This is a genomic window from Methanothermobacter crinale (genome assembly GCF_055397825.1).
Map to the genome: position 1 here is coordinate 713,307 of NZ_AP042450.1, position 22,788 is coordinate 736,094.

General features: G+C 42.7%; 21 protein-coding genes and 6 tRNA genes. 6 read left to right on the top strand and 21 right to left on the bottom strand.

Translation table 11 applies throughout. The features are described 5' to 3' along the window. Positions 1-64 precede the first annotated feature (64 nt). Genes hypD through pscS form a run of 6 tightly spaced genes read left to right on the top strand, consistent with a single transcriptional unit; the run spans position 65 to position 5,791 of the window. Positions 65-1,111: a hydrogenase formation protein HypD gene (gene hypD, locus ACZ5XX_RS04235; protein WP_464586220.1), complete on the top strand. Its 1,047-nt coding sequence runs from the start codon at positions 65-67 to the stop codon at positions 1,109-1,111. A 10-nt stretch (positions 1,112-1,121) separates the two neighbouring features. Then, positions 1,122-1,805, top strand: a complete 684-nt coding sequence (locus ACZ5XX_RS04240; protein WP_464585978.1) for a phosphoglycolate phosphatase — start codon at positions 1,122-1,124, stop codon at positions 1,803-1,805. Further along, positions 1,798-3,102 carry a TldD/PmbA family protein gene (locus ACZ5XX_RS04245; RefSeq protein ID WP_464585981.1) on the top strand — a complete coding sequence of 435 codons (1,305 nt, stop codon included), beginning with the start codon at positions 1,798-1,800 and terminating at the stop codon, positions 3,100-3,102. Before ACZ5XX_RS04240 ends, ACZ5XX_RS04245 begins: the two co-directional genes overlap by 8 nt. Positions 3,103-3,133: 31 nt before the next feature. After that, entirely contained in the window at positions 3,134-4,126 is a 993-nt protein-coding gene (locus tag ACZ5XX_RS04250) for a radical SAM protein (protein ID WP_464585983.1), read from the top strand. 16 nt (positions 4,127-4,142) lie between these two features. Next, positions 4,143-4,655 carry an NTPase gene (locus ACZ5XX_RS04255; protein ID WP_464585985.1) on the top strand — a complete coding sequence of 171 codons (513 nt, stop codon included), beginning with the start codon at positions 4,143-4,145 and terminating at the stop codon, positions 4,653-4,655. Continuing rightward, positions 4,655-5,791 carry an O-phospho-L-seryl-tRNA:Cys-tRNA synthase gene (gene pscS, locus ACZ5XX_RS04260; protein WP_464585987.1) on the top strand — a complete coding sequence of 379 codons (1,137 nt, stop codon included), beginning with the start codon at positions 4,655-4,657 and terminating at the stop codon, positions 5,789-5,791. The genes ACZ5XX_RS04255 and pscS overlap by 1 nt, the downstream gene beginning before the upstream one ends. Here pscS and ACZ5XX_RS04265 read toward each other — a convergent pair. The 21 genes from ACZ5XX_RS04265 to tpiA all read right to left on the bottom strand — a co-directional run bounded on the left by ACZ5XX_RS04265 (position 5,788) and on the right by tpiA (position 22,707). Next, on the bottom strand, positions 5,788-6,195 hold the full coding sequence (locus ACZ5XX_RS04265) for a GyrI-like domain-containing protein (protein ID WP_464585989.1): 408 nt from the start codon (positions 6,193-6,195) through the stop codon (positions 5,788-5,790). The genes pscS and ACZ5XX_RS04265 overlap by 4 nt on opposite strands. 36 nt (positions 6,196-6,231) lie before the next feature. Beyond that, positions 6,232-6,316, bottom strand: a tRNA-Ser gene (locus ACZ5XX_RS04270). A 39-nt stretch (positions 6,317-6,355) separates the two neighbouring features. Beyond that, a complete protein-coding gene (rpsJ, locus tag ACZ5XX_RS04275) occupies positions 6,356-6,664 on the bottom strand; it encodes a 30S ribosomal protein S10 (protein ID WP_112093549.1) in 309 nt (102 codons plus the stop codon). 33 nt (positions 6,665-6,697) lie between these two features. Continuing rightward, positions 6,698-7,939 (bottom strand): translation elongation factor EF-1 subunit alpha, encoded by a 1,242-nt coding sequence (tuf, locus tag ACZ5XX_RS04280; RefSeq protein WP_464585992.1) that lies wholly within the window; start codon positions 7,937-7,939, stop codon positions 6,698-6,700. 107 nt (positions 7,940-8,046) lie between these two features. Then, positions 8,047-10,239 (bottom strand): elongation factor EF-2, encoded by a 2,193-nt coding sequence (locus ACZ5XX_RS04285; protein ID WP_464585994.1) that lies wholly within the window; start codon positions 10,237-10,239, stop codon positions 8,047-8,049. Positions 10,240-10,249: 10 nt separating this feature from the next. Next, entirely contained in the window at positions 10,250-10,810 is a 561-nt protein-coding gene (rpsG, locus tag ACZ5XX_RS04290) for a 30S ribosomal protein S7 (RefSeq protein ID WP_464585996.1), read from the bottom strand. Between the two features lie 5 nt (positions 10,811-10,815). Beyond that, on the bottom strand, positions 10,816-11,241 hold the full coding sequence (locus ACZ5XX_RS04295; protein ID WP_464585998.1) for a 30S ribosomal protein S12: 426 nt from the start codon (positions 11,239-11,241) through the stop codon (positions 10,816-10,818). A gap of 16 nt (positions 11,242-11,257) precedes the next feature. Then, complete coding sequence (locus tag ACZ5XX_RS04300; RefSeq protein ID WP_464586001.1) at positions 11,258-11,689, bottom strand: NusA-like transcription termination signal-binding factor; 432 nt, start codon at positions 11,687-11,689, stop codon at positions 11,258-11,260. A gap of 5 nt (positions 11,690-11,694) precedes the next feature. Next, a complete protein-coding gene (locus tag ACZ5XX_RS04305) occupies positions 11,695-11,991 on the bottom strand; it encodes a 50S ribosomal protein L30e (RefSeq protein WP_464586003.1) in 297 nt (98 codons plus the stop codon). Then, positions 11,992-13,152 carry a DNA-directed RNA polymerase subunit A'' gene (gene rpoA2 / locus ACZ5XX_RS04310; RefSeq protein WP_464586005.1) on the bottom strand — a complete coding sequence of 387 codons (1,161 nt, stop codon included), beginning with the start codon at positions 13,150-13,152 and terminating at the stop codon, positions 11,992-11,994. A gap of 20 nt (positions 13,153-13,172) precedes the next feature. Beyond that, positions 13,173-16,313 (bottom strand): DNA-directed RNA polymerase subunit A', encoded by a 3,141-nt coding sequence (locus ACZ5XX_RS04315; protein WP_464586007.1) that lies wholly within the window; start codon positions 16,311-16,313, stop codon positions 13,173-13,175. Positions 16,314-16,339: 26 nt separating this feature from the next. Next, on the bottom strand, positions 16,340-18,145 hold the full coding sequence (gene rpoB, locus ACZ5XX_RS04320; RefSeq protein ID WP_464586010.1) for a DNA-directed RNA polymerase subunit B: 1,806 nt from the start codon (positions 18,143-18,145) through the stop codon (positions 16,340-16,342). 18 nt (positions 18,146-18,163) lie between these two features. After that, entirely contained in the window at positions 18,164-19,708 is a 1,545-nt protein-coding gene (locus ACZ5XX_RS04325) for a DNA-directed RNA polymerase subunit B'' (protein WP_464586012.1), read from the bottom strand. A 26-nt stretch (positions 19,709-19,734) separates the two neighbouring features. Further along, positions 19,735-19,968, bottom strand: coding sequence for a DNA-directed RNA polymerase subunit H (locus ACZ5XX_RS04330; protein ID WP_464586014.1), 234 nt, complete (start codon positions 19,966-19,968; stop codon positions 19,735-19,737). 43 nt (positions 19,969-20,011) lie between these two features. Further along, positions 20,012-20,085: transfer RNA gene (locus ACZ5XX_RS04335), tRNA-Lys, on the bottom strand. 8 nt (positions 20,086-20,093) lie between these two features. Further along, a tRNA-Asp gene (locus ACZ5XX_RS04340) sits at positions 20,094-20,165 on the bottom strand. A 222-nt stretch (positions 20,166-20,387) separates the two neighbouring features. Continuing rightward, positions 20,388-20,461 (bottom strand) — tRNA-Tyr (locus ACZ5XX_RS04345). A 17-nt stretch (positions 20,462-20,478) separates the two neighbouring features. Continuing rightward, positions 20,479-20,553 (bottom strand) — tRNA-Pro (locus ACZ5XX_RS04350). Positions 20,554-20,568: 15 nt separating this feature from the next. Further along, positions 20,569-20,642 (bottom strand) — tRNA-Thr (locus ACZ5XX_RS04355). A 151-nt stretch (positions 20,643-20,793) separates the two neighbouring features. Beyond that, entirely contained in the window at positions 20,794-22,008 is a 1,215-nt protein-coding gene (locus tag ACZ5XX_RS04360) for a phosphoglycerate kinase (RefSeq protein ID WP_464586016.1), read from the bottom strand. 24 nt (positions 22,009-22,032) lie between these two features. Beyond that, on the bottom strand, positions 22,033-22,707 hold the full coding sequence (gene tpiA / locus ACZ5XX_RS04365; protein ID WP_464586018.1) for a triose-phosphate isomerase: 675 nt from the start codon (positions 22,705-22,707) through the stop codon (positions 22,033-22,035). Between the last annotated feature and the right edge of the window lie 81 nt (positions 22,708-22,788).

Consider the following 22,788-nt stretch of genomic DNA (forward strand, 5'->3'; position numbering starts at 1 on the left):
CATCAACTATATATGCTCTTTATATGAGATAATGATTTTAAGCAGAGATTATCCTGGTGATGTTATGAAGGATCTTTCAAGGAGGATAATATCAAAGATTAATAAGATTTCACGGCCGGTTAAGATAATGCATGTCTGCGGATCTCATGAACATACGATAATGCAACATGGTATAAGATCCCTTTTACCAGAGGAGGTTGAGGTTGTCGCTGGGCCTGGATGCCCAGTATGTTGCGTTCCTGCGAGGGAGATTGATGAATGTGTGGAACTTGCAAGGCAAGGCGTTACCATTACGACTTTTGGGGATATGCTCCGTGTCCCTGGATCTTATGGTTCTCTTGCTGATGCAAAGGCTGAAGGTGCTGATGTCAGAATAGTCTATGGTGTGAACAATGCTGTTGAGATTGCGAAGAACCTTGACCGCGAGGTTGTTTTCATGGCGGCTGGTTTTGAGACAACAGCGCCCACAACAGCTTCCGCGATTTTGTCGGATCCGCCAGAAAATTTTTCGGTCCTTTCATGTCATCGTCTCATACCTCCTGCTTTGAAATTTCTCATAGAATCTGGGGAAGTGAATTTGGATGGTCTTATAGAACCTGGACATGTTTCCACTATAATAGGTACGAGGCCTTATATCCCATTTTCTAGGGATTATGGGATACCCCAGGTTATTGCGGGTTTCAACCCTATTGATGTTCTCTTAGCCGTTTATATGATACTTCGTCAGATAGAGAATGGAAATGCCAAGGTTGAAAATGAGTATAGAAGGGTTGTAAGGGAGGAGGGTAACCTTAAAGCCCAGGAGGTTATGAGAGAGGTTTTCTATGTTACGAGTAGAGAGTGGAGGGGGTTTCCAGAAGTCCCGGATTCTGTATATGAGATAAAGGAGGAATTCTCAAATTTTAATGCTAGGGAAAGGTTTGATATTGAATTGGGGGATGTGATTGAATGTCCCACTGGTTGTATTTGCGGTGCTGTATTAAGGGGTGTTGCGAGGCCTGAGGATTGTTCACTTTTCAGGAGCGAGTGTACGCCAACTAATCCTGTTGGTGCATGTATGGTTTCAAGGGAGGGAACATGTAATATCGCATATCGTTATAGTTCATTTTGAGGATTGGATTATGAGGGCGATTGCTGTAGACATTGATGGTACTATAACTGACCCGACAAGGAAGTTGAGCATACCTGCCCTTAAAGCATTGAGGAAAGCTGAATCTTTTGGTGTGCCTGTTATACTCGTCACTGGGAATATCTTATGTTTCACTAGGGCAGCTTCTGTACTTATAGGAACTTCAGGGGGTCTTGTGGCGGAAAATGGTGGTGTAATATATTCTAAGGAGAAAGTTAAGGTACTGGGTGATATTAGAAAGGCTGAAAAAGCTTACGAGCACCTTAAAAGTTTGTATCCTGTGGAGAAGGTTCAATTTTCAGAGTTCAGAGTCTCTGAGATAGCTATATGGCGCACAATACCCGAAGATATTATAAAGGAAGCTTTGAGGGATTTTGATGTTGAAGTTTATGATACGAAATTTGCAATTCATTTAACAGATCCACGTGTCAATAAAGGTTCATCCCTTAAAATAGTCGCGGAAGACATGGGAATCGAGACAGAGGATATAATAGCAATAGGAGACAGTGAAAACGACATCGACTTCCTCAAAGTGGCCGGGTTAAGGGTAGCGGTTGCAAACGCAGATCCCCAACTCAAAAAAATGGCAGATTACGTGACAACCAAAAAATATGGTGATGGAGTGGCAGAAGCTCTTGAAAAACTCATATTCCAACGGGGGGGACAAATTGTATAATATAGCAGAAAAAACATTCAAAGAAGCTCTTAAGCATGCGCAGAACGTTGAAATATATATACAAAGAGAGAAAACATTAGAAGTTGACATCCAAAGGGATAAGATAGACCTTGCAAAGGAACAACACTTAACAGGCCTCGGCTTAAGGGTCATAGAAGATAAAAGGATGGGCTTCTCTTACACCACGGACATGAACCGGATAGAAGAGGCCATAGAGGCGGCTGTCTTTAATATGAAAGCGAATGAGGCAGATGAAAATTTCAAATTTTCCAAACCATCACATTATCCTCATGTGAAGAAAATTTATGATAAAAGCTTTCATGATCTCGAAGTTGCTGATGTTCATGAATTTGCGGAAAGAATGATAAATACGGTTTTTGATGAAGGTTGTGAGCCTACCAGCGGAGGCTTCACTGCAAGCCACCTTCAAACGCTCCTGTTAAATTCTAATGGGGTTGAAACGGAATATAAGAGCACGGGATTCTCTGCCCACATATCAGTTAATGCCAAGGAAAACAATTTTAAATCCACAGCCTATGAATCCGATGCATCATGCCTAATGAGCCTAGAACCGGAAAAAATATCACGGACGGCTTGTAAGATAGCGAAAAATTCCATCGGAGGCGAAAGAATCGGAACAGATGACATGAGCATACTATTGGATTATCATGCCATAAATGGCATTCTTGCAACATTCACATCAGCAATAAACGCCGATAACGTCCAAAGAGGAAGATCCTACCTCATGGACAAAATCGGAGAAGAAGTAGCGAACCCGGGAATCAACATATATGATGATGGGAGAATAACAGGAGGCCTCTATTCAGCCCCCATAGATGACGAAGGAACACCATCCCAACGCACACCTATAATAGAAAAGGGCATACTAAAAAATTTCATATATGATCTTTATACAGCTTCCAAGGGAAAAGTTGAAAGTACGGGTAATGGTATAAGATCATCATTCTCAAGCATACCAACAGTTTCAACAACCAACATCATCCTAGACTTCCAAGATAAAATAAAAATTGAAGATATCAGAAGGGGTATGCTCGTAACTGATGTCCTTGGTGCTCACACAGCCAACCCGATCTCAGGGGACTTCTCACTAGAAGCCAACAACCCATTCTTCATAGAAAATGGAGAAATAAAATATCCAATAAAAAAAGCCATGATCTCAGGTAATCTGTTCAACATCCTGAAACAAATAAAAATGATAGATTCAAGGATAAGGCAAATAGGAACCTTCATAACACCAAGGATACTCATAGAAACCATAAGGGTCATCGGAGGATAAAATACAAAAAGGCAGACCATCTTAATATTATATGATGCTAGAAGATTATCATCTTATAAAAGAAGATAAAAGACTTGCACGATTTAAGATAGCAGCATCCATAGAAGCTGAAGACGTGCCAACAGCCAGACTATGGGACGAACACGAAAGAATCCGGAGAAAATTCAAAGAATATTATGAAAAACAATCCACAAGATCCTGCGAAACATCATTCCTAGATTTGAAGATAAAAATAGCCGAGAACATATTCAAATCGTGCCATTTTTGTGAAAGACGCTGCTATGTTAACCGTAGAAAAGAACCAGGATACTGTGGAGTGCTAGAAGCCAGGATAGCATCGGAATTTTTGCATTTTGGAGAGGAGACACCCCTCGTCCCAAGCCATACAATATTCTTCTCAGGTTGCACATTCCACTGCGTATTCTGCCAAAACTGGGACATATCCCAAAACCCGCAAGGGGGCGTCCACATAAAACCTGAAAAACTTGCAAAGATAATAGATAGAAGAAGGCAGAGAGGATCATTCAACGTCAATTTTGTGGGGGGCGACCCCACACCCAACCTCAATTACATCCTAAAAGTCATTTCACAATGCAAAGAAAACATCCCCATAATATGGAACAGCAACTTCTACATGTCAAAAGAAGCCATGAACCTACTAGACGGCATCATAGACCTATACTTGACAGATTTCAAATTTGGGAACAACAAATGCGCCAAGACACTAGCAGACGCGGACAACTATTGGGAAATAGCCACAAGGAATCACCTGCTAGCCAAAGAATCAGCCGATATGATAATAAGACACCTCATACTCCCAGGGCACATAGAATGTTGCACAATACCCATATTATCATGGATAGCTGACAAACTAGGCAAAGACACCCCAGTCAATATAATGGGACAATACAGACCAGTATACCATGCCATGGAATACCCTATGATAGACAGATACCCCACGAGAGAAGAAATCCACCATGCGAAAGAATATGCAAGGGAACTGGGCCTCACCAACTTACTATAAAAAAGGGGATGAAAAATTGAATATAATAATAACAGGAAAACCAGGAACTGGTAAAACAACACTAATCAAGAGGATAAAAAATCACCTAGAAGAGAAAGGGGCTCGGATAGGTGGAATATTCACACCAGAGATAAGAGAAGGCAAAAAAAGGACAGGATTCGAAATAATAGATATAATGACCGGTGAGAGGGGAATACTAGCAAAAAAGGGAGCTCCAGGGCCAAGGGTAGGATCCTATGGTGTTAACCTTGAAACGATCAAAAGAGTGGGCATACCCGGGATTGAAAATGCCACCAGATCAGCAGATTATATTATAATAGACGAAGTCGCGCCAATGGAACTTAAAGACCCAAACTTCCTAGCTAAAGTTGAAGATGCGCTCTCAAGCGACAAAACAGTGATAGCAGCCTTCCACAGGAAACTAATCCAGAATGTGAAGAACAGGAAAGACGTGCAAATATTTAAAATCAACCCCAAAAACCGTGAAATAATATATGAAAAGATAAAAAGTATAATAGAGGGAAAATAATGGAATGCGACGATTATAGACTTACAAGGACGCTTGAAAGGGAAAACCTTAACTTAAATCCACTTCAGAGGGGTGGTGTCCTCACAGCAGATGCCCGTGAAGCACTTTACGAATTCTCAGACGGTTACAGTATATGCGATTATTGCGAAGGACGACTAGATCAGATAAAAAAACCAGACATCAACAGATTCCTTGATGACTTGGCAGATTTTATAAACGTCGATGTTGTAAGAACAGTCCACGGGGCAAGAGAGGGAAAATTTGCAGTGATGCATGCTCTCTGCGACAAAGGGGACACAATAATAGTAGATGGTAACGCACATTATACCACGCATTTAGCAGCAGAAAGGAACCACCTTAAAATCATCGAAGCACCCAACAATGGATATCCAACGTTTGAGATAAAATCAGAAACCTACAGACAAGTATTAGAAGATGCCATCGACAAGACCGAGATCAAACTAGCAGTTTTAACACACGTTGACGGAGACTATGGAAACCTCACAAACGCGAAAGCCATAGCATCCACTTGTAAAAGATTAGGCATCCCACTACTTTTAAATTGCGCATACACCATGGGCCGAATGCCAATAGACGCCAAGGATATAGGGGCTGACTTCATTGTTGGAAGCGGGCATAAGAGCATGGCAGCCTCCGGGCCGATAGGAGTGCTTGGCATGACCAGTGAATGGGAGGACACCATACTTAAAAGATCCGATCGCCACGAAAAAAAAGAAATCGAAATGCTAGGATGTACGAGCAGGGGCGCTCCAATCGCAACACTCATGGCATCATTCCCCCATGTGAAAGCAAGAGTCCAACGATGGAATGAAGAACTTAAAAAAACAAGACACTTTGTAAAAGAAATGGAAAAACTAGGTGAAATAATACAATTAGGGGTTAAACCAAAAGAACATGACCTAGTAAGATTTGAAACACCCATATTTGATAATATAGCACGTTCACACCCGAGAAGGGGCTTCTTCTTATATGAGGAGCTTAAAAAGAGGAGGATAGTTGGTATAAAGAGGGGTCAGACACGATGGTTCAAATGCAGCGTATACTCCATGACCATGGAACAAATAGAATACATAATCGATGCCTTCAGGGACATCATAAAAAAATACAAATCCTAGATTATGGGGAACTGAATCTCCACACTATCCCCATGATAAACTTCCCTGGGCGAACCTATAACATCTACATTATTCTCCTCAACAAAATCTATAAGGGATTCATAGGCAGCCCTCCTACCAGAACCTTTATAACTGGTATATAAAACCTTATGCCCTGGGATCCTCACAATATTCACACGATCATCACCCGCAATCTCCTCCTCCAAAGGGAATCCCACATCATATCTTCCCTCATCCTCAAAGGGGCTAGTATAAAATATCACAAAACCAGAACCTCCAATTTTAACCTTATTCGCCCTGAGCCATTCCTCAAGTTCCCTGAGTATCCTGATGGTCTTCCTAAAACACCCAGTATAACTTATAACGGCTATAAGTTCATCAGGTACCATTTTAGTTTTTATCATAAGAGCACCCATAGAATACAAACTTAGGTTTTTTGACGCCGGGACTGGGATTTGAACCCAGGAGGAGCGAAGCTCCACGGGATCTCAAGTCCCGCGCCTTACCTGGCTAGGCTATCCCGGCACATGAAAAAAAGGAGATCACATAATATGTAAGGGGCTTTCAACCCTTGAGTTCTATTTCTATACTAACATTATCTGGTACGTTCACCTTCATAACCTGGCGCATGGCCCTTTCATCAGCTTCTATCCCCACGAGTCTCTTATGGATCCTCATCTCCCATTTTTCCCAAGTAGCGGTTCCTTCACCATCTGGTGATTTGCGGGTTGGTACTATAAGTCTTTTGGTGGGGAGGGGTATGGGACCTGATATGTCAACTCCAGTTCTCTCTGCTATCTTTTTTATCTGTTCACAAACGTATTCTAATTTTTTCGGGTCTGTTCCTGTGAGTTTGATCCGTGCCTTCTGCATTTACATCCTCCAAAAAAATATAATATGGGGGGTTTATTTTGCTGGTACCAAGTCTATGCACATTCCAGCTGCGACCGTCTGTCCCATGTCCCTTATGGCGAATCTGCCCATGTGTGGGATGTCTTTGATCTTTTCTATTACGAGTGGTTTGGTTGGTTGTATCTTGACCACGGCGGCGTCTCCGGTTTTGAGATAGTCTGGGTTTTCTTCTTGCACTTCACCAGTTGCCGGGTTTATCTTCTGGACGAGTTCTGTGAAGGTGCATGCAACCTGGGCTGTGTGGCAGTGGAATACTGGTGTGTATCCTACTGTTATGACTCCAGGGTGTTGTAATACAACTACCTGGGCCGTGAATTGTTTAGCGACAGTTGGTGGCGTGTCAGGGTGTCCTGCGACGTCACCCCTCCGTATATCATTTTTTCCAACACCTCTCACATTGAATCCTATGTTGTCACCGGGTTCGGCTTGTTCTATGCGTTCATGGTGCATTTCGATGGATTTAACTTCCCCGCCCACGCCAGGCGGCTCAAAGATGACATTGTCACCTGTTTTTAAGACTCCTGTTTCAACCCTACCAACTGGCACTGTTCCCACTCCTGTGATGGAATATACATCCTGGATAGGTATCCTTAATGGTAGGTCTACTGGCTTTTCTGGTGGTTTTAACTGGTCTAATGCCTCGACTAGTGTTGGACCCTTGTACCATGGTGTTTTATCACTCTTCTCGGTTATGTTGTCACCTACGAATGCTGAGACCGCCACGAATGGGACTTCCTGGGGCTTGTAACCGACCGTCTTAATGAGTTCGCTCACTTCATTTTTAACTTCCTCGTATCTGTCTTCGCTGTAATCTACAAGGTCCATCTTGTTTATTGCAACGACTAACTGGTCTATGCCAAGTGTTCTTGCGAGGAATACGTGTTCTTTTGTCTGTGGCATCACACCATCGTCCGCTGCCACGACCAGCACTGCAGCATCTGCTTGTGATGCTCCTGTGATCATGTTTTTAACGAAGTCTCGGTGTCCTGGACAATCGACGATGGTGAATTCATATTTTTTTGTTTCGAATTTTGTATGTGCGAGGTCTATTGTCAGTCCTCTTTCTCTTTCCTCTGCTAACCTGTCCATAACATATCTGAATTTGTCTTCTCCTTCAGCTAGTTGCTGTTCGCTGATGACTCCTGCTTGTAGGAGAAGGTGACCTACAAGTGTGGATTTTCCATGGTCTACGTGTCCAATAAATGCCAGGTTTATGTGTTCTTTCTCTTTAGCCATAATACTACCTCCAATATTCTGTGATGATCTGAAGTTTGACATTATCCCCCTATGATTGGGGTTAAATCTCCTATATTTATTATCTTATTATATAATGTTTATGTAGTTTAGCTGAGGTAATGGTCAGCACCATATGGTTCGGGTGACAGTCCTTTCCTAGTTCTTATTTCTCTTATGATCGTTTTTTGGAGTTCATCTGGTAATTTTTCAAATCCTGCATTTTCAGTGGACCAGAGGCATCTTCCCTCTGTGGCTGATCTAATGTCACCTGCGAAGCCGAACATTTCAGCAACTGGGACCTTGGCCTCTACTGTTACCATGTCACCCTCTTGGCTCATATCTAGGATTTGACCGCGTCTGTTCTGGATCTCCCGCGTAGCATTACCCATGTATTCCTGGGGGACGTTTATGAAAACCTTCTGTATTGGTTCGAGGATCTTGGGCTCGGCCATCATCATAGCCGCGTATATAGCTCTTCTAACTGCGGGGAGCACCTGTGCGGGTCCCCTGTGCACAGCGTCCTCGTGGATCTTAGCATCCATGAGTTTGACTTTGACGCCCATCACTTTTTCCTTTGCCAGTGGACCGTCATCTATCGCACTTTCGAACCCGTCTAATATGAGTTCTTTTATCTCATCAAGGTATTGTATACCCCTTGTCATATTTATGAAGAGGTTCCTCTCATATACATCCCATACTCTTCTAGCCTCTTCTTTGCTTAGACCGGCTTCTATGAATTTCTTCGCCATTTCTTTTCCTTTTATTCTACCCTCTTTGATCATGCCTTCTTGTATGGCCTTGAATACTGACTCTTCCAATGGTTCTATGGTTATATAGAATCTGTTATGTTTGTTGGGTGATTTGCCCTCAACTGGTCCTGCGTTGTCAATGACGGTCTCTCTGTAGACTACGATTGGCTCTGAGGTTTCTATTTCAACACCTTTTTCGTTTATCCTATAGGCGATTATCTCAAGGTGTAATTCACCCATACCAGAGACGAGGTGTTCACCTGTTTCCTCGTTTATCTCAACTTTTACTGTGGGGTCTTCCTTAGCTATCTGCCTCAGGACCTCTATAAGTTTTGGAAGATCCTTTGTGTTCTTCGCTTCAACCGCTACCGTGACAACAGGCTCTGAAATGTGTTCTAGGCTCTCGAATGCTTCTATCTTCCTCTCTGGGTCGCATACTGTTTCACCTGCGACCACATTCTTGGCGCCGGTTATCGCGACAATGTTACCAGCCGGGACCAGATCAGTGTTTATCCTCTCTGGGCCCATGTAGACTCCAACTTGTTGAACCCTAGAGGTTGTATGGGATCCTACTAGGAATATTTCATCGCCTTTTTTGATGGTCCCCCCGAATATACGGCCGGTCGCCACTTCACCAGCGTGTTTATCTATCCTGACATCTGTTATCATGACTGCTAGTGGCCCTTTGGGGTCTGTTTTGAGCATTGATTGGCCTTCTTCACTTTCTAGGTCTCCCTGCCATATGATGGGTACTCTGTAGGCTTGGGATTCTGATGGGCTTGGTAAGTGTTCCACAACCATTCCAAGGAGTACCTTGTGTAAGGGGACTTTTTGGGCTAGTTCTTTTTGCCTGTCTTCTTTACAGTATTGGTATATCTCCTTGAATGTTATGCCTGTCTCTTGCATTATGGGGACGTTTATGGCCCAATTGTAGTAGGCTGATCCGAAGGCCACGCTCCCGTCTTCTACTTTTACTTGCCATTTTTCTTTGAGTTCTTTGGGTGCCATGCTCTTGATTAGTTTGTTGACTTGGCTTATTATCTTTATGAATCTTTCTTGGAGTTCTTCTGGTTTGAGTTTGAGTTCATTTATTAGACGATCCACTTTATTTATGAATAGCACTGGTTTCACGTGTTCTTTGAGGGCTTGTCTTAGTACTGTTTCTGTTTGGGGCATCACTCCCTCGACTGCGCAGACCACGACCACCGCACCGTCAACGGCTCGCATTGCACGTGTAACGTCCCCTCCAAAGTCTACGTGTCCTGGAGTATCTATGAGGTTTATGAGGTATTCCTTGCCATTGTATGGGTGGACCATGGATACGTTAGCTGCGTCGATGGTTATCCCCCTTGCCTGTTCTTGTTCGTCAAAATCTAGGAACAATTGCTCGCCTGCCAATTCTGCTGATATCATCCCGGCACCAGCTAGTAGGTTGTCTGATAGTGTTGTTTTTCCATGGTCTATGTGGGCGACTATGCCTATGTTGCGGATGTAATCTGGTTTGTTCATTAATTCCTTGATTTTGCTAATCATCTTAGCGCGTCTGCTCAATAAAATCACCTTAATGTGCTGATCTGGCTATTCTCTCTTTTTCTTCTTTCTTTTGGATTGCGAAGCTTCTTGTGTCATATTCTGATGCTAATATGATCTCCTGGGCTAGGCATTCCTCTATTGATTTTTTGGTTTTGAAGGCTGCTTGCATGGCACCCTTTGTGAGGAAGTTCAAGGATAAGTCGAGTCTCCTTTGTGGGGATACGTCAACGGCGACTTGGTAAGCTATACCCCCATATTTTATCCTTGTTGTCTCTTCACGTGGGGATGTGTTCTCTATAGCCTTAACTAGGACTTCAATTGGGTTCTTCTTGGTTCGCTGGTTTATTATCTTGAATGCTCTTTTAACGATCTTGTATGCTTTATTCTTTTTTCCAGTGTTCTTCTCGGTTCTCATAACCTTGTTTATCAATCTTTCAATTATTGAAACCTTTGATTTTGCGAATTGTCTTTTCACGTGTCTCCCCATTGTATGTGGGACAAGCACTTCTTCTAGGGAAATGTATTTAGCCAATCCCCTGTCCTCGACTTTCACCTCTTTTGTCTCCCATTTATCAAAGACTAAACTCATAAGTATTACCTCACTGGTTTCTCTATCTTACCCCTAACCATCTCCTGGAGTGATACGTTATTGACTTTGGTGACCTTCCAGCGGACGCCTGGAATGTCACCCATCGCCCTCCCGGCCGGGCCTCCTATACCCTCCACGATTACTTCATCGTGTTCGTCGATGAACCCGATAGCACCATCTCCGGGGGCGAATGCGGTTATCTGTTTACCGTTCTTGATCAGTTGAACCCTTACACATTTTCTTATAGCTGAGTTTGGCTGTTTCGCCTCTATACCAACCTTTTCTATTACTATCCCCCTTGCTTGTGGTGCTCCCTCAAGGGGGTCTGCTTTAACATCTAAGCGTAATGCTCTTCTCTTATATTGTGGGTCTTTCCATCTAAACCTTTGTCTGTCCTTTTTGAGTTTTTTTGCTGCGAAAAGTCCTGGCAAGTGTGATTCCCTCCCATTATTTGATTATAATGTTACTTATGTTGTGCTGTCTCCTTGCTAATATCCTGGCCCTTTCAATATTCTGGCCCCTTCTACCTATCACTGCCCTTCTATCCTTTGGATTTACTTCTATAGTGGCTATTTTCTCACCGTTTTCCCTTTGGAGTATTCTTATGCTCCTTAATTTAATGGGGGCGAAGAGGTTGGCTATGAATTCAACTGGATCGTCTGAGTGTTCAATCACTTCAACGCCCTTGTCAACAGCCTTCTGGACCTTGGTCACATTGCTGCCTCTTCTCCCAATTGCGAGGCCCATGTCCCCTTTTTTAACAAGGAATGTTATCTTCCCATTTTTATCATCCACTATACAATCTTTTACCATTGCACCTGTCATGCTTTCAAAGAGTGCAATGTATCTTATCTCGTTTGTAGTGAATTTTATATTCACGGAATCTACCCCACTATTTCTAGTATTGTTGAGTCACCTGGATCTTGTATGAGGAGAGTAGTGACAGTGAATGGTTTACCACATACTGAGCCTAATTCAACGCTACTTCCCTTGTAAACATAGACGGGAATATTGGAAAGTTTAGCATAATATTCTACGTCCTCTTTTATATCCTCTGGGGCGTTTTCAGCTATTATTACTATTTTGCCTTTACCTAGTTTCAAGTTTTGGATGGATTTTTTCGAGCCTAATATAACATTACCCGTGTCCACGGCTACTCTTATTCCTCTATCTATGTCCATTTACTTCCTCCTATCCTTTTGTTTCATTATAACGCTCACTGAACCCGTACCTAATGGTATGGGTTGTCCTATGATGATATTTTCTATGATACCGTTGAGATTATCTACTTCCCCCCTTATACTGGCTCTTAGAAGGTGTTTCCCAGTTTCTTCGAATGAGGCCCTTGCAAGGACGCTTGCTTTCTCCCCGCTGACACCATGCCTTCCAATGGATTTCACCGTACCATCTGCTGTCATCATATCAGCTACTAACATGATGTGTCTTATGTCCACTGTCAGTCCCTGTTCCTCCATTGTCTTCTTTGCCTCATGTATTATAGCGTTCCTCGCCGCTTCTATCCCTAGAACCTTCTCTATCTCATGTATGTCATTTGTCATCGTCCTGACTTTGTCAACACCATCTATTTTGAGAACAGCTCCAAGGTTCGAACCTTCAGTGTGTATTACCCATTCATCTTCTTCTTTTCTGACAACCACTTTACCTATGTTTTTAACCCCACTTATTTGGTGGTTGCGTACTTTATCAGCTAAAAGTCTAAGATCCCTTATAGTACGTTTTGAAGGTTCAAGTTCAAATATTAGTATATGATTATTTATTTCTACTCTCTTAAAAGCTTTTTTCACACGTTCTATTATATCATCATAATTAAGCCGCTTTTCCTTGATTTTTTCCTTGTCTAATTCAACTACAATGTTCATCTCAGCGTAATTGACGTTGAAATTTTTCAAAATATCATTTAGGGTGCTTTTACCGATCTTGTTAGCGATTTTTCTCACAAATTCTTCATCATCCCTTTTATCCTCTTCAAAGTATATGTCCATTGTAGGTGTTGAAATCTTTTTACGAGCATCAACAATCTCTATAAGCCTGGGAAGGCCAAGTGTAACGTTAAGTTCAGCCACCCCAGCATAGTGAAAAGTACGCATTGTCATCTGGGTACCTGGCTCGCCCACAGACTGTGCCGCAACAGTACCTACAGCCTCTCCCTTCTCCACCTTAGCTCTCTCATATGCTCGATGGGCCTTCTCTATCAATTCGCTGAGTTCATCATCATCTAACTGTTTATCCTCCACTACCCTAGCCATTTCTAATATGAGTTTCTCTGGGAATTCCAAACCCTTCTTTTCCACGAATTTTTTAACCTTTTCCAATGTTTCCACAAAATCACCCACAGTGGGATTTATTTACCCGCCCTAATCTCATCCACTAGTTTTTCGAGGTCTACTATTTCACCATAATCGCTTTTAGCAGGGTCGACACCATCCTCTCCATAAAGTCTTTGGACTACAATTCCTCTATTGTCTATTACCATACCGTCATCTGTCACTGTCAAGTCCTGGAGGGCGTTTACAAGTCTTCTTTGCATGTAACCGCTCTGGGCTGTTCTAATAGCAGTGTCCACAAGGCCTTCTCTTCCACCCATTGCATGGAAGAAGAACTCCAAGGGGTCTAAGCCCTCCTTGTAACTTGAATGTACGAAGCCCCTCGCCTTGGCACCTAGTTCGCCTTTTTTGAAATGTGGTAAAGTTCTTTTGTTGTATCCTCTTGTGATCCTGCTCCCACGTACTGACTGTTGCCCTACACATGCAGTTATCTGTGTCAAGTTGAGCATGGATCCCCTTGCACCTGTGAGGGCCATTATAACCGCATGGTTTTCTTCCATGTCAAGGTATTCCTCTGCTATTTCTCCTGACTTGTCCCTGGCTTCTCCCAAGACTTGCATTATCTTCATTTCAAGGGTTTCTTCGAGTGTTCTTCCAGGTAATGGTTCGAGTTCGCCGTTTTCATAAGCTTCGATTAGTCTATCAACTCTTTTTTCAGCATTTTTTAAGTGGGCTTCTATTCTTTCTTTTGCCTCTTCTGGGATTTCTTCATCTCTAATACTTGTTGTGAATCCTACTTTCATGATGGCGGCTATAGCCAGTCTTGTGGCCGAGTCTAAGAATTCGCGGGCTTTGTCAGTACCGTATTCCTTCACGATATGGTCTAATATTTTGCCTGAGAATGCTCCATATGCCTTTTCGTCTATTACTCCTGATTTCAGTTGCCCATTTTCTATTATGACATATGCGTCGTATTTGCAATCTTCTTTTTGACATTCGTCGCATTTTCTGCAGATTTCTGCCTTGTATGTCATGTTAAGGTCGTCTGGCAGTACCATGCTGAATATTTCTTTTCCAGTCCATTTTCTCCCCTTTCTGTCGGGTAGTGGTATTCCAGCCCTTTTTAAAAGTTGGAATGCGTCTCCTTCTTCGAATTTTGTGCCTTTTCTTGTTAATAGGTATGCTCCTGAAATGTGGTCATGTATGCCCCCTATGATAGGTCCGCCGAACCTTGGTGAAAGTATGTGTTCTTGTACGCGCATTAGAGTTTTAGCTTCTGCACGGGCTTCTTCTGTTTGCAGGACATGTAGGTTCATCTCGTCCCCGTCAAAGTCGGCGTTATATGGTGGGCAGACACAAAGGTTTAAACGAAATGTTTTGTATGGTAGGACACGGACCTCATGTGCCATCATTGACATTCTATGCAATGATGGTTGCCTATTAAATAATACTATGTCACCATCTTTGAGGTGTCTTTCGACGATATAACCTGGTTCTATCTTCTCAAGTATCGCCTCTTTCGTCTCCTCATAGATTCTTATTTTGCGATTGTCTGGTTTTATAACATAATTTGCGCCTGGATGTTTATCAGATCCATTTTTAATATATTCCTTGACTTCGTCTAGGTTCCATTCTGTCACGTATACTGGCACTGTAACTTCCTTGGCTATTATCTCAGGGACGCCAACCTCATTTATGCTAATATTTGGGTCGGGGGATATTACTGTACGTGCGGAGAAGTTAACTCTCTTTCCTGAAAGGTTGCCTCTAAATCGTCCTTCTTTACCCTTTAATCTCTGTGCTAATGTCTTGAGAGGTCTTCCTGATCTGTGCCTTGCTGGCGGCACACCTGATGCTTCATTATCAAAGTATGTTGTCACATGGTATTGTAGGAGTTCCCATAGGTCTTCGACGATGAGTTGGGGTGCCCCAGCTTCCATGTTCTCTTTAAGGCGTTGATTGATTCTTAATATGTCAACGAGTTTGTGTGTGAGGTCGTCCTCTGAACGTTCACCAGTCTCTAGGGTGATTGAAGGCCTTACAGTTACCGGGGGGACGGGTAATACTGTTAGAACCATCCATTCTGGCCTTGCAACCTTGGGGTTCACCCCAAGCAGTAAGGAATCTTCATCAGGTATTCTTTCTAGCCTTTCCCTAACTTCACTTGGAGTTAACTTATAATCAATCACATCAAAGAGTTTTCTCAAGCCCCTGATCTCCTCCAAAACTTCCATGGGCTTCATGATCTCCTTTAACTCCCCCTTAACATCTAGGATTTTCTCTGGATCCTCTTCAACTTCTCTGATTACTTTAAGGAATTTTCCAAGCTCTCGCTCGATTTCTGGTTCGTCTTCCAAGGTTTTGTCAAGTTCTTTTAATATTTCTGTCTTTTCTTTGAAGTTCTCCCATTCAATCGCTTGGCTATTTGATGCTTCCTCTGCATTTTCTAGAAATTCTATGATCTCGTTGAATGTTGATTTTTTACCGATTTTTTCAAAGATTCTTCTGAAATTTTTAACTTCTTCTAGGGATTCTCTGATCTTCTCTAAACTCTCATCAAGTTCTTTGGTTAACCTCTTAATCTCTCTTGGTGTTAATCTGTATTTTCTTTCTAGTAATTCTATTAGTTCGAATGATGTTAGCGTGTAGCCTTCATCTAGCATTTCAATTATATCTTCTAGGAGTTCTATGATTTCATCGACCGTTAATTTGTAATCTTCTTCAACGATGGATACTGGTTTGTCTATTTTGATGTTTCCCTGGTCTTCGTCGCAGTGTGGGCATCTTTCACGTTTTGCAACATCATAAACTTCTTTTATAATATCTGTGAGGTTTTCCTCTTTTTCCATGGCATCATGGAATAAGAGTGTATATTCTTTTATCTCGTTTTCGTCGAGTAGTATTCTTCCACATTTTCTGCATGTGGATCCGAGGATCTTATATATGGTATCTGCGAATCCAACATGTATTACCGGTCTTACGAAGTTTATATGGCCGAAGTGACCTGGACATTCACCTCCCCTGGCGCCGCATGTTTTACATCTCAGACCAGGGTCTATGACACCAAGTCGTGGGTCCATCAGACCATTTTCGATTGGATACCCATCTTCATCGTATGTGTCGGGTGTTATGATCTGAGCTACTGACATTTTCCTTATCTTATCTGGTGAAAGCAGTCCAAAGTTTATTTTGGAGATCTTTTTAAGAATGCCTTTCAAGTTTGGTCTCTCCCCTTTTCCTCTTTTTATGCTTTATCTTCTAGGATGAGTTTCGGGAATATGCAGAGGCTTTTAAGCTCATCTAATAATAATTTGAATGCATAGGATATCTCGACTGGGAAGGATTCCGAGTCTTCACAGATTGGACAATATGTTTTACCTCTTATACGATCATATATGGCTAACATACCACACTCAGAGCAGACAAGAGCCTCATACTTGTCCGATTCATCCAGCAACCTCTCCTTGAGTGTTAAAGCCGCGCCATGGGCTATTAGACAGTCCCTTTCCATTTCACCGAATCTTAGACCGCCTTCCCTGGCCCGGCCTTCTGTTGGTTGTCTTGTAAGTACTTGTACAGGGCCTCTTGATCGTGCATAGACTTTATCGGTTGTCATATGATGGAGTTTCTGATAGTATGCCACTCCTATGAATATCTCTGCTTGGAGTTTTTCACCTGTAACACCATCATATAATGTTTCAAGCCCAGCAGTTTCGAACCCATTGGCTTTGAGGGCCTCCTTTATATCCTCTTCTTTTTCACCAGTGAATGGTGTCCCATCAACTCTCTCAGCATCCATGCAAGCGGCTTTACCGGCCATCATCTCTAGTACTTGTCCAACTGACATCCTGGAGGGTATTGCATGGGGGTTTATGATAAGATCGGGTATTATCCCATCCTCTGTGAATGGCATGTCCTCCTCTGGTACTATGAGTCCTACAACACCCTTCTGCCCGTGTCTTGAAGCGAACTTATCACCTAACTCTGGTTGTCGCTGATCCCTTAAACGTATCTTAACCAGCCTATTACCTTCAACGGTTTCTGTGAGGAGAACAGCATCAACCACACCCTCTTCACCATGCCTTATGGTGACTGAAGTCTCTCTCCTCCTCTCGGCAACTGTACCGAACTCATCTATCTCTTCAAGGAAACGTGGAGGTGATGTTTTACCGATTAAAACGTCACCAGAAAAAACCTTTGATTCAGGGTTTACTATTCCATCATCGTCAAGATGCCTATAATCTCTCTCTGAACGGTAACCCCTCACACCCTTCTCAGGTATTTCGAAACGATCCTCCTGGCCTCCAGGGTATCTTCTCTCAGAAGCCTCATAAGATCTGAAGAATGTTGATCTTGCAAGTCCCCTTTCAAGGGAGGCTTTATTTAGGATGAGAGCATCCTCCATATTGTAGCCTTCATATGACATCACTGCAACTACAAAGTTTTGCCCCGATGGCCTGCTGTCATATCCTATAACATCTATTATCCTGGTCTTCACTATGGGCTCCTGTGGATAGTGTAGTAGATGGGCTCTTGTATCTGTTCTAAGATTATAATTGGATGCATAGAAGCCTAGTGCTTGTTTTGTCATGCCTGCTTCCATTGTATTCCTTGGTGATGAATTATGGTTTGCAAAGGGTATGATACCAGCGCATATGCCAAGCATTGTTGAAGGATCTATTTCAAGGTGTGTGTGCTCTTCTGTCACTTCATCCGCTGACATTGCAATATAAGCGTTTTCTTCCTCTTCAGCGTCCAAGTATTCTATCACACCCTTTTTTACAAGATCATCCCATCCAATTTCGCCCTTTCTTAAAAGTTCTAAGTGTTCTTCTGTGAGAAGTGGTTTACCATCCTTTACTATTATGAGGGGTCTTCTAGCCCTCCCAGGGTCTGTGAAAATGTAAATTTCATTATTCTCAGGATAATATGTGATATTCATTTCATGGGAGATTTCTCCTTGCCTCCTCTTTTCCCTCATCTCCTCAACGAACTCTTCAGGTTCGTCACAAGTGCCTATAAGTTCTCCGTTAACATAAATCTTGGTCATTTACTGAACCCCCCCATTTTAGTTTATGATCCCCATTTTTTTGATCACATCTTTTATCTCATCCGGGTCCGCACCCTCTGAGATTCTGACCATTAATGCAAGGTTTTTAACCAGGCCACAGTTGGGGCCTTCAGGGGTTTCATTTGGGCATATCTTCCCGAATTGTGTTGGGTGAAGGTCCCTGGCCTCAAAGTGTGGTTGGCTCCGGCTTAATGGGGATACAACCCTTCGAAGGTGTGATAGTGTGCCCATGTAACTTGTACGGTCAAGCAGTTGGCTTATACCTGCTCTGCCACCAACCCAGTTTCCCGTGGCGATCGCATGTTTTATGTTCTCTGTGAGGACGTCTGAGCGGACTGCCTGCTTCACTGAAGGTTCTTTGCCCCTTGCGAGGCTTCTTTCTAACTGGTAGGTCATGTCCCTTGTTAAACTTGTGAACGCTACCCTGAAAAGGTCCTCCATAAGATCTCCTGAGACCCTTAATCTCTTGTTGGTATAATGGTCCTTGTCGTGGGGTTCTCTTTCACCAAATATGACCTCTAATAACATTTCGGTCATCTCAGCAAGGTAGATTGCTTTATCAATTCTCTTTTCGGGTTCAGTGCCGATATGGGGTAGTAGGTAGCGGTCTATCACATCTTCTGCCCTTCTTATCCTGTAATCTTCTGTCATCCCCTTGGCGACTCTGTTACCAATATATTTGATGGCGCTTAATACCAGGTATTCTCTACGTTCTTCCTCTTCCATCTCCTCTAACTTCTCATAGTCTATTTTGAGTTTATCAGAGGAGACTTCTATATCATCAATGGCTACCATCTGATAATTCAAATCATCAGAGATGCTTGTTATGATTTCCTCGTCTGTGGCTAATCCGAGGGCCCTTAACAGTATTACGAGTGGTATTTCCCCTGGCACATAGGGGAATGAGATGCGGAGGTATACTCCCTTTCTCCTGGGCTTTTTATATTCAACTGATATCCGTGCCCTGAATCCACTTTTTATCGATGTTACAACGGCTCTGGCCCTGTTCTCCTCGATTTCACCTATTCTTTCTAGGATGATCTTGTTTGGGGCTATCTCTTCTGTGGTTACGAGCGATCTCTCTGATCCGTTGACTATGAAGTATCCTCCAGGGTCTCGTGGATCTTCTCCCTTTTCTATGAGTTCGCTTTCTTTGAGCCCGTGGAGATGACATATTTCTGATTTTAACATCACTGGTAATTCTCCAATGTAGACTTTTTCGAAATCCGGCTCTGGAGCCCCTTCTTTTAAAAGTCGCATTTCAAGGATCATATGCGCGGAGTAGGTTAAGTTTCTAAGTCTAGCTTCCATTGGGAATATTTTAGTGGTGGATCCATCAGCTTCTTTGATGAATGGTTTCTCTATCTTAAGGGCTCCTGTCTCCACTCTATATTTTCCCTCTTCGAATTCGATGGGTTCGCTACTATCTATTATCTCTTGTATTCTGTTATTTACAAAGTCGTTGTAGGATTCAAGGTGGTGGTCTACCAGATTGTATTTGTCAAAAAACGCATCTACCAATTCCCATGCACTTTCTTTCATGGACTTCCTCCAAAAAAATAATATAATCAATCTTGAACTATCCTATATGTTACAAATTTACCCGCGGTTGGACTTTCCCTTATTATTTTCAGTATATCCCCCTCTTTCGCCCCTATAGCCTTCACTACAGGGTCGTCAGTCCTTATCCTAGGTAGTTGTTCGGCGTGGATTTTCATCTCCTCGAGGACTTTCTCGGCTTCCTCTTCAGATAGAATAACATGTTCCGGTACCAGCTGGTGTTTTAATATATCCTTCTTCACAATTTATCCTCCAGGTGAAAAATATAACCTAAAATCAGGGGAACGGGCCCGACGGGAATTGAACCCGCGACCACTTGGTTAAAAGCCAAGCGCTCTTCCAGACTGAGCTACGGGCCCATGGTAGACGCCCTGGCCGGGAATTGAACCCGAGTCGCGGGCTCGACAGGCCCGCATGATAGCCCCTACACCACCAGGGCAATCTTTTAAAATGAGATTATCCCAATTTATCCATCTCACTCCTTTAAATATTTTACCCTCCATCTATTATCATTTGATGAGAGCCTACACAGACTACCTAGTTTGATAATATCTGCTCCCCTAGAAACGTTGAATGTTATATATTTTCCATCACATTTTATAAATATTTTCCTATATTATATTCTGGTTATAAAATTTTGTGGGGGGGAGGTGGGGGAAAATCCCGCCTGCCGGACTTGAACCGGCAACCCTCGGATCTACAGTCCGATGCTCTGCCAAATTGAGCTAAGGCGGGTCTCTATTAATTGGATATGGGACCACCCGGATTTGAACCGGGGTCTCAGGCTCCCAAAGCCCAAAGGATCGACCAGGCTACCCTATGGTCCCATCAAGATCATATGAAGCCCCGGACGGGAATTGAACCCGCGACCACGAGATTACAAGTCTCGCGCTCCACCAGACTGAGCTACCGAGGCATTCATCATATTAGGTCATTAATATTTAAATATTTTACGGTGGAATACCTACATAGTCTAGATATCATAATGCCCTAGACCCGACTTCCCAATAGTTTCCTAATATTTATATGTATGGTCTGGATATTATATATTAGGATTATGGAATTCTTTAGATGGGGTTGCAGAGCACCTTAACTGCTGGTAATTCTTCACCAGCCAATAAACTTATGGCAGCACCACCCCCACTACTTATATGATCTATACCATCTTGAAAGCCCATTTGAACCGCTGCAGCGGCTAAATGGCCGCCGCCAATTATGGAAAACCCAGCAGATGATGAAATAGCATTAAGTAAATCTTCAGTGCCTATACTAAATTCTGGGTTCTCGAAAACTCCTGCAGGGCCATTTGCAACTATCATTTTGGCACTTCTTATCTTCTCTGCATAGATTTTCATGGTTTCTAGGCCAATATCATAGATTGGGAGATCTGGGATATCATCTATGGGGACATCCAGTCTTTTATCATCTTTGCATACTGCCACATCAACTGGTATAAGTATTTTATCCTTGAATTTTTTCATGAGCTTCTTAGCCACTTTTATAAGGTTTTTGTAGCCTCTTTTTTTTATCAGTTTCTCGTTACATTCACCTATATCTATTTTAGCCGCTTTTAAAAACACGTTAGCCACAAGCCCTGTGGTTAGTATATGATCGGCACTACCTTTTTTTAGAACGTTTTGCATGACCTTTATGGAGTCATCGACTTTAACACCCCCAAGAATGTAAACACAAGGCCTTTTAACATTTTCAAGCGCACCATATAAAATCTTTAATTCTCTTTCCATAACTCTCCCGGCGGCAGATGGTAATTTCACGGCAAAACCTACAAGTGAGGGCTGGGATCTGTGGGCCGCGGCAAAAGCATCATTAATATAATAATCGATAAGGGGGGATAGTTTTCTGACAAGGTGAGTTTTTGCTTGGATTTTAGGCTCCCTTTTCAAGATTTCTTCTGAATAAAAACGGACATTCTCTAGGAGTATTATATCACCCTTTTTCATCTTGGAGATTTCCTCTCGGGCAGCACATCCAAAGATATCCTCCACATATTTTACGGGACGCCCCAGGATATCCGATAGAATTTCAGCATGTTTTTCCAGGGTTGTGAAATCTTTTTTACCTGGCCTGCTTTGGTGGGCTAATATAACCACCTTCGCATCCATTCCTGCAAGCTCATCTATGGTCTCTGAGTGGAGTCTAAGACGCGTATCATCGAGTATTCTTCCTGTGTGCGGATCTACAGGCGAGTTTATATCAATTCTTAAAAGCACGGTTTTATCATTTAATTCAAGATCGTCTATGGTCTTGAAATTTAATGACATTCAATGTTCACCCCCCACACTAGTTTATATTTTACTTACCAGGTCTAAGAGAGCTTCATGGGGGTTATCAGCTAATATGACGCCGGAAGCTAAGAGCACCCCTTCTGATCCAAGATCCAGGGCTGCCTTAAAATCTTCACCTGTAGATATCCCAGCCCCACAGAGCACTTTAACATTGGGGTTTATGTTTTTAACGGCATCCACGGTCCCGGTGACCACTTCAGGTTCTGCCTTGGATACTGGGATGCCAGATCCTATAAGTTCCGGGGGTTCCACTGCCACGAAATCAGGGCCCATTGCAGCTGCAGCCGCGCTCGTATCTACATTATTTGTACAGACTATGCTAACGAGGCCGGCCTCTTTAACTCTTCCGATAACCCTTTGAACATCTGCAAGTTTCATCCTCTTCTCTGAATGATTTATAAGGGTTCCTGTGGCCCCGGCCTCCTCTGCACATTCTAGGAGAATGCTGCCGGTGTGTCCACCAGCATCTATGGGGTCGATATGTTGCGCTGCCACTGGTATTTTAACCGTTTGAGCCACCCTAAAAAGGTCCATATGCTGTGGCGCGACCACAATATTAACACCAGTTTCATCAGCCACTTGTTCACAAGTGCGGGCTAAATTCACAGCATTTTCACCAGTAGATTCAATATAGGTTTTAAAATTCAATATTACAATGGGAGTATCATACTTCAATGATAAGCCTCCAAAAAAGTTCTTTTTTCCATGTCTAGGATTTTTTAGTGTATAATCATCTTTTTATAAAACTACTATAAT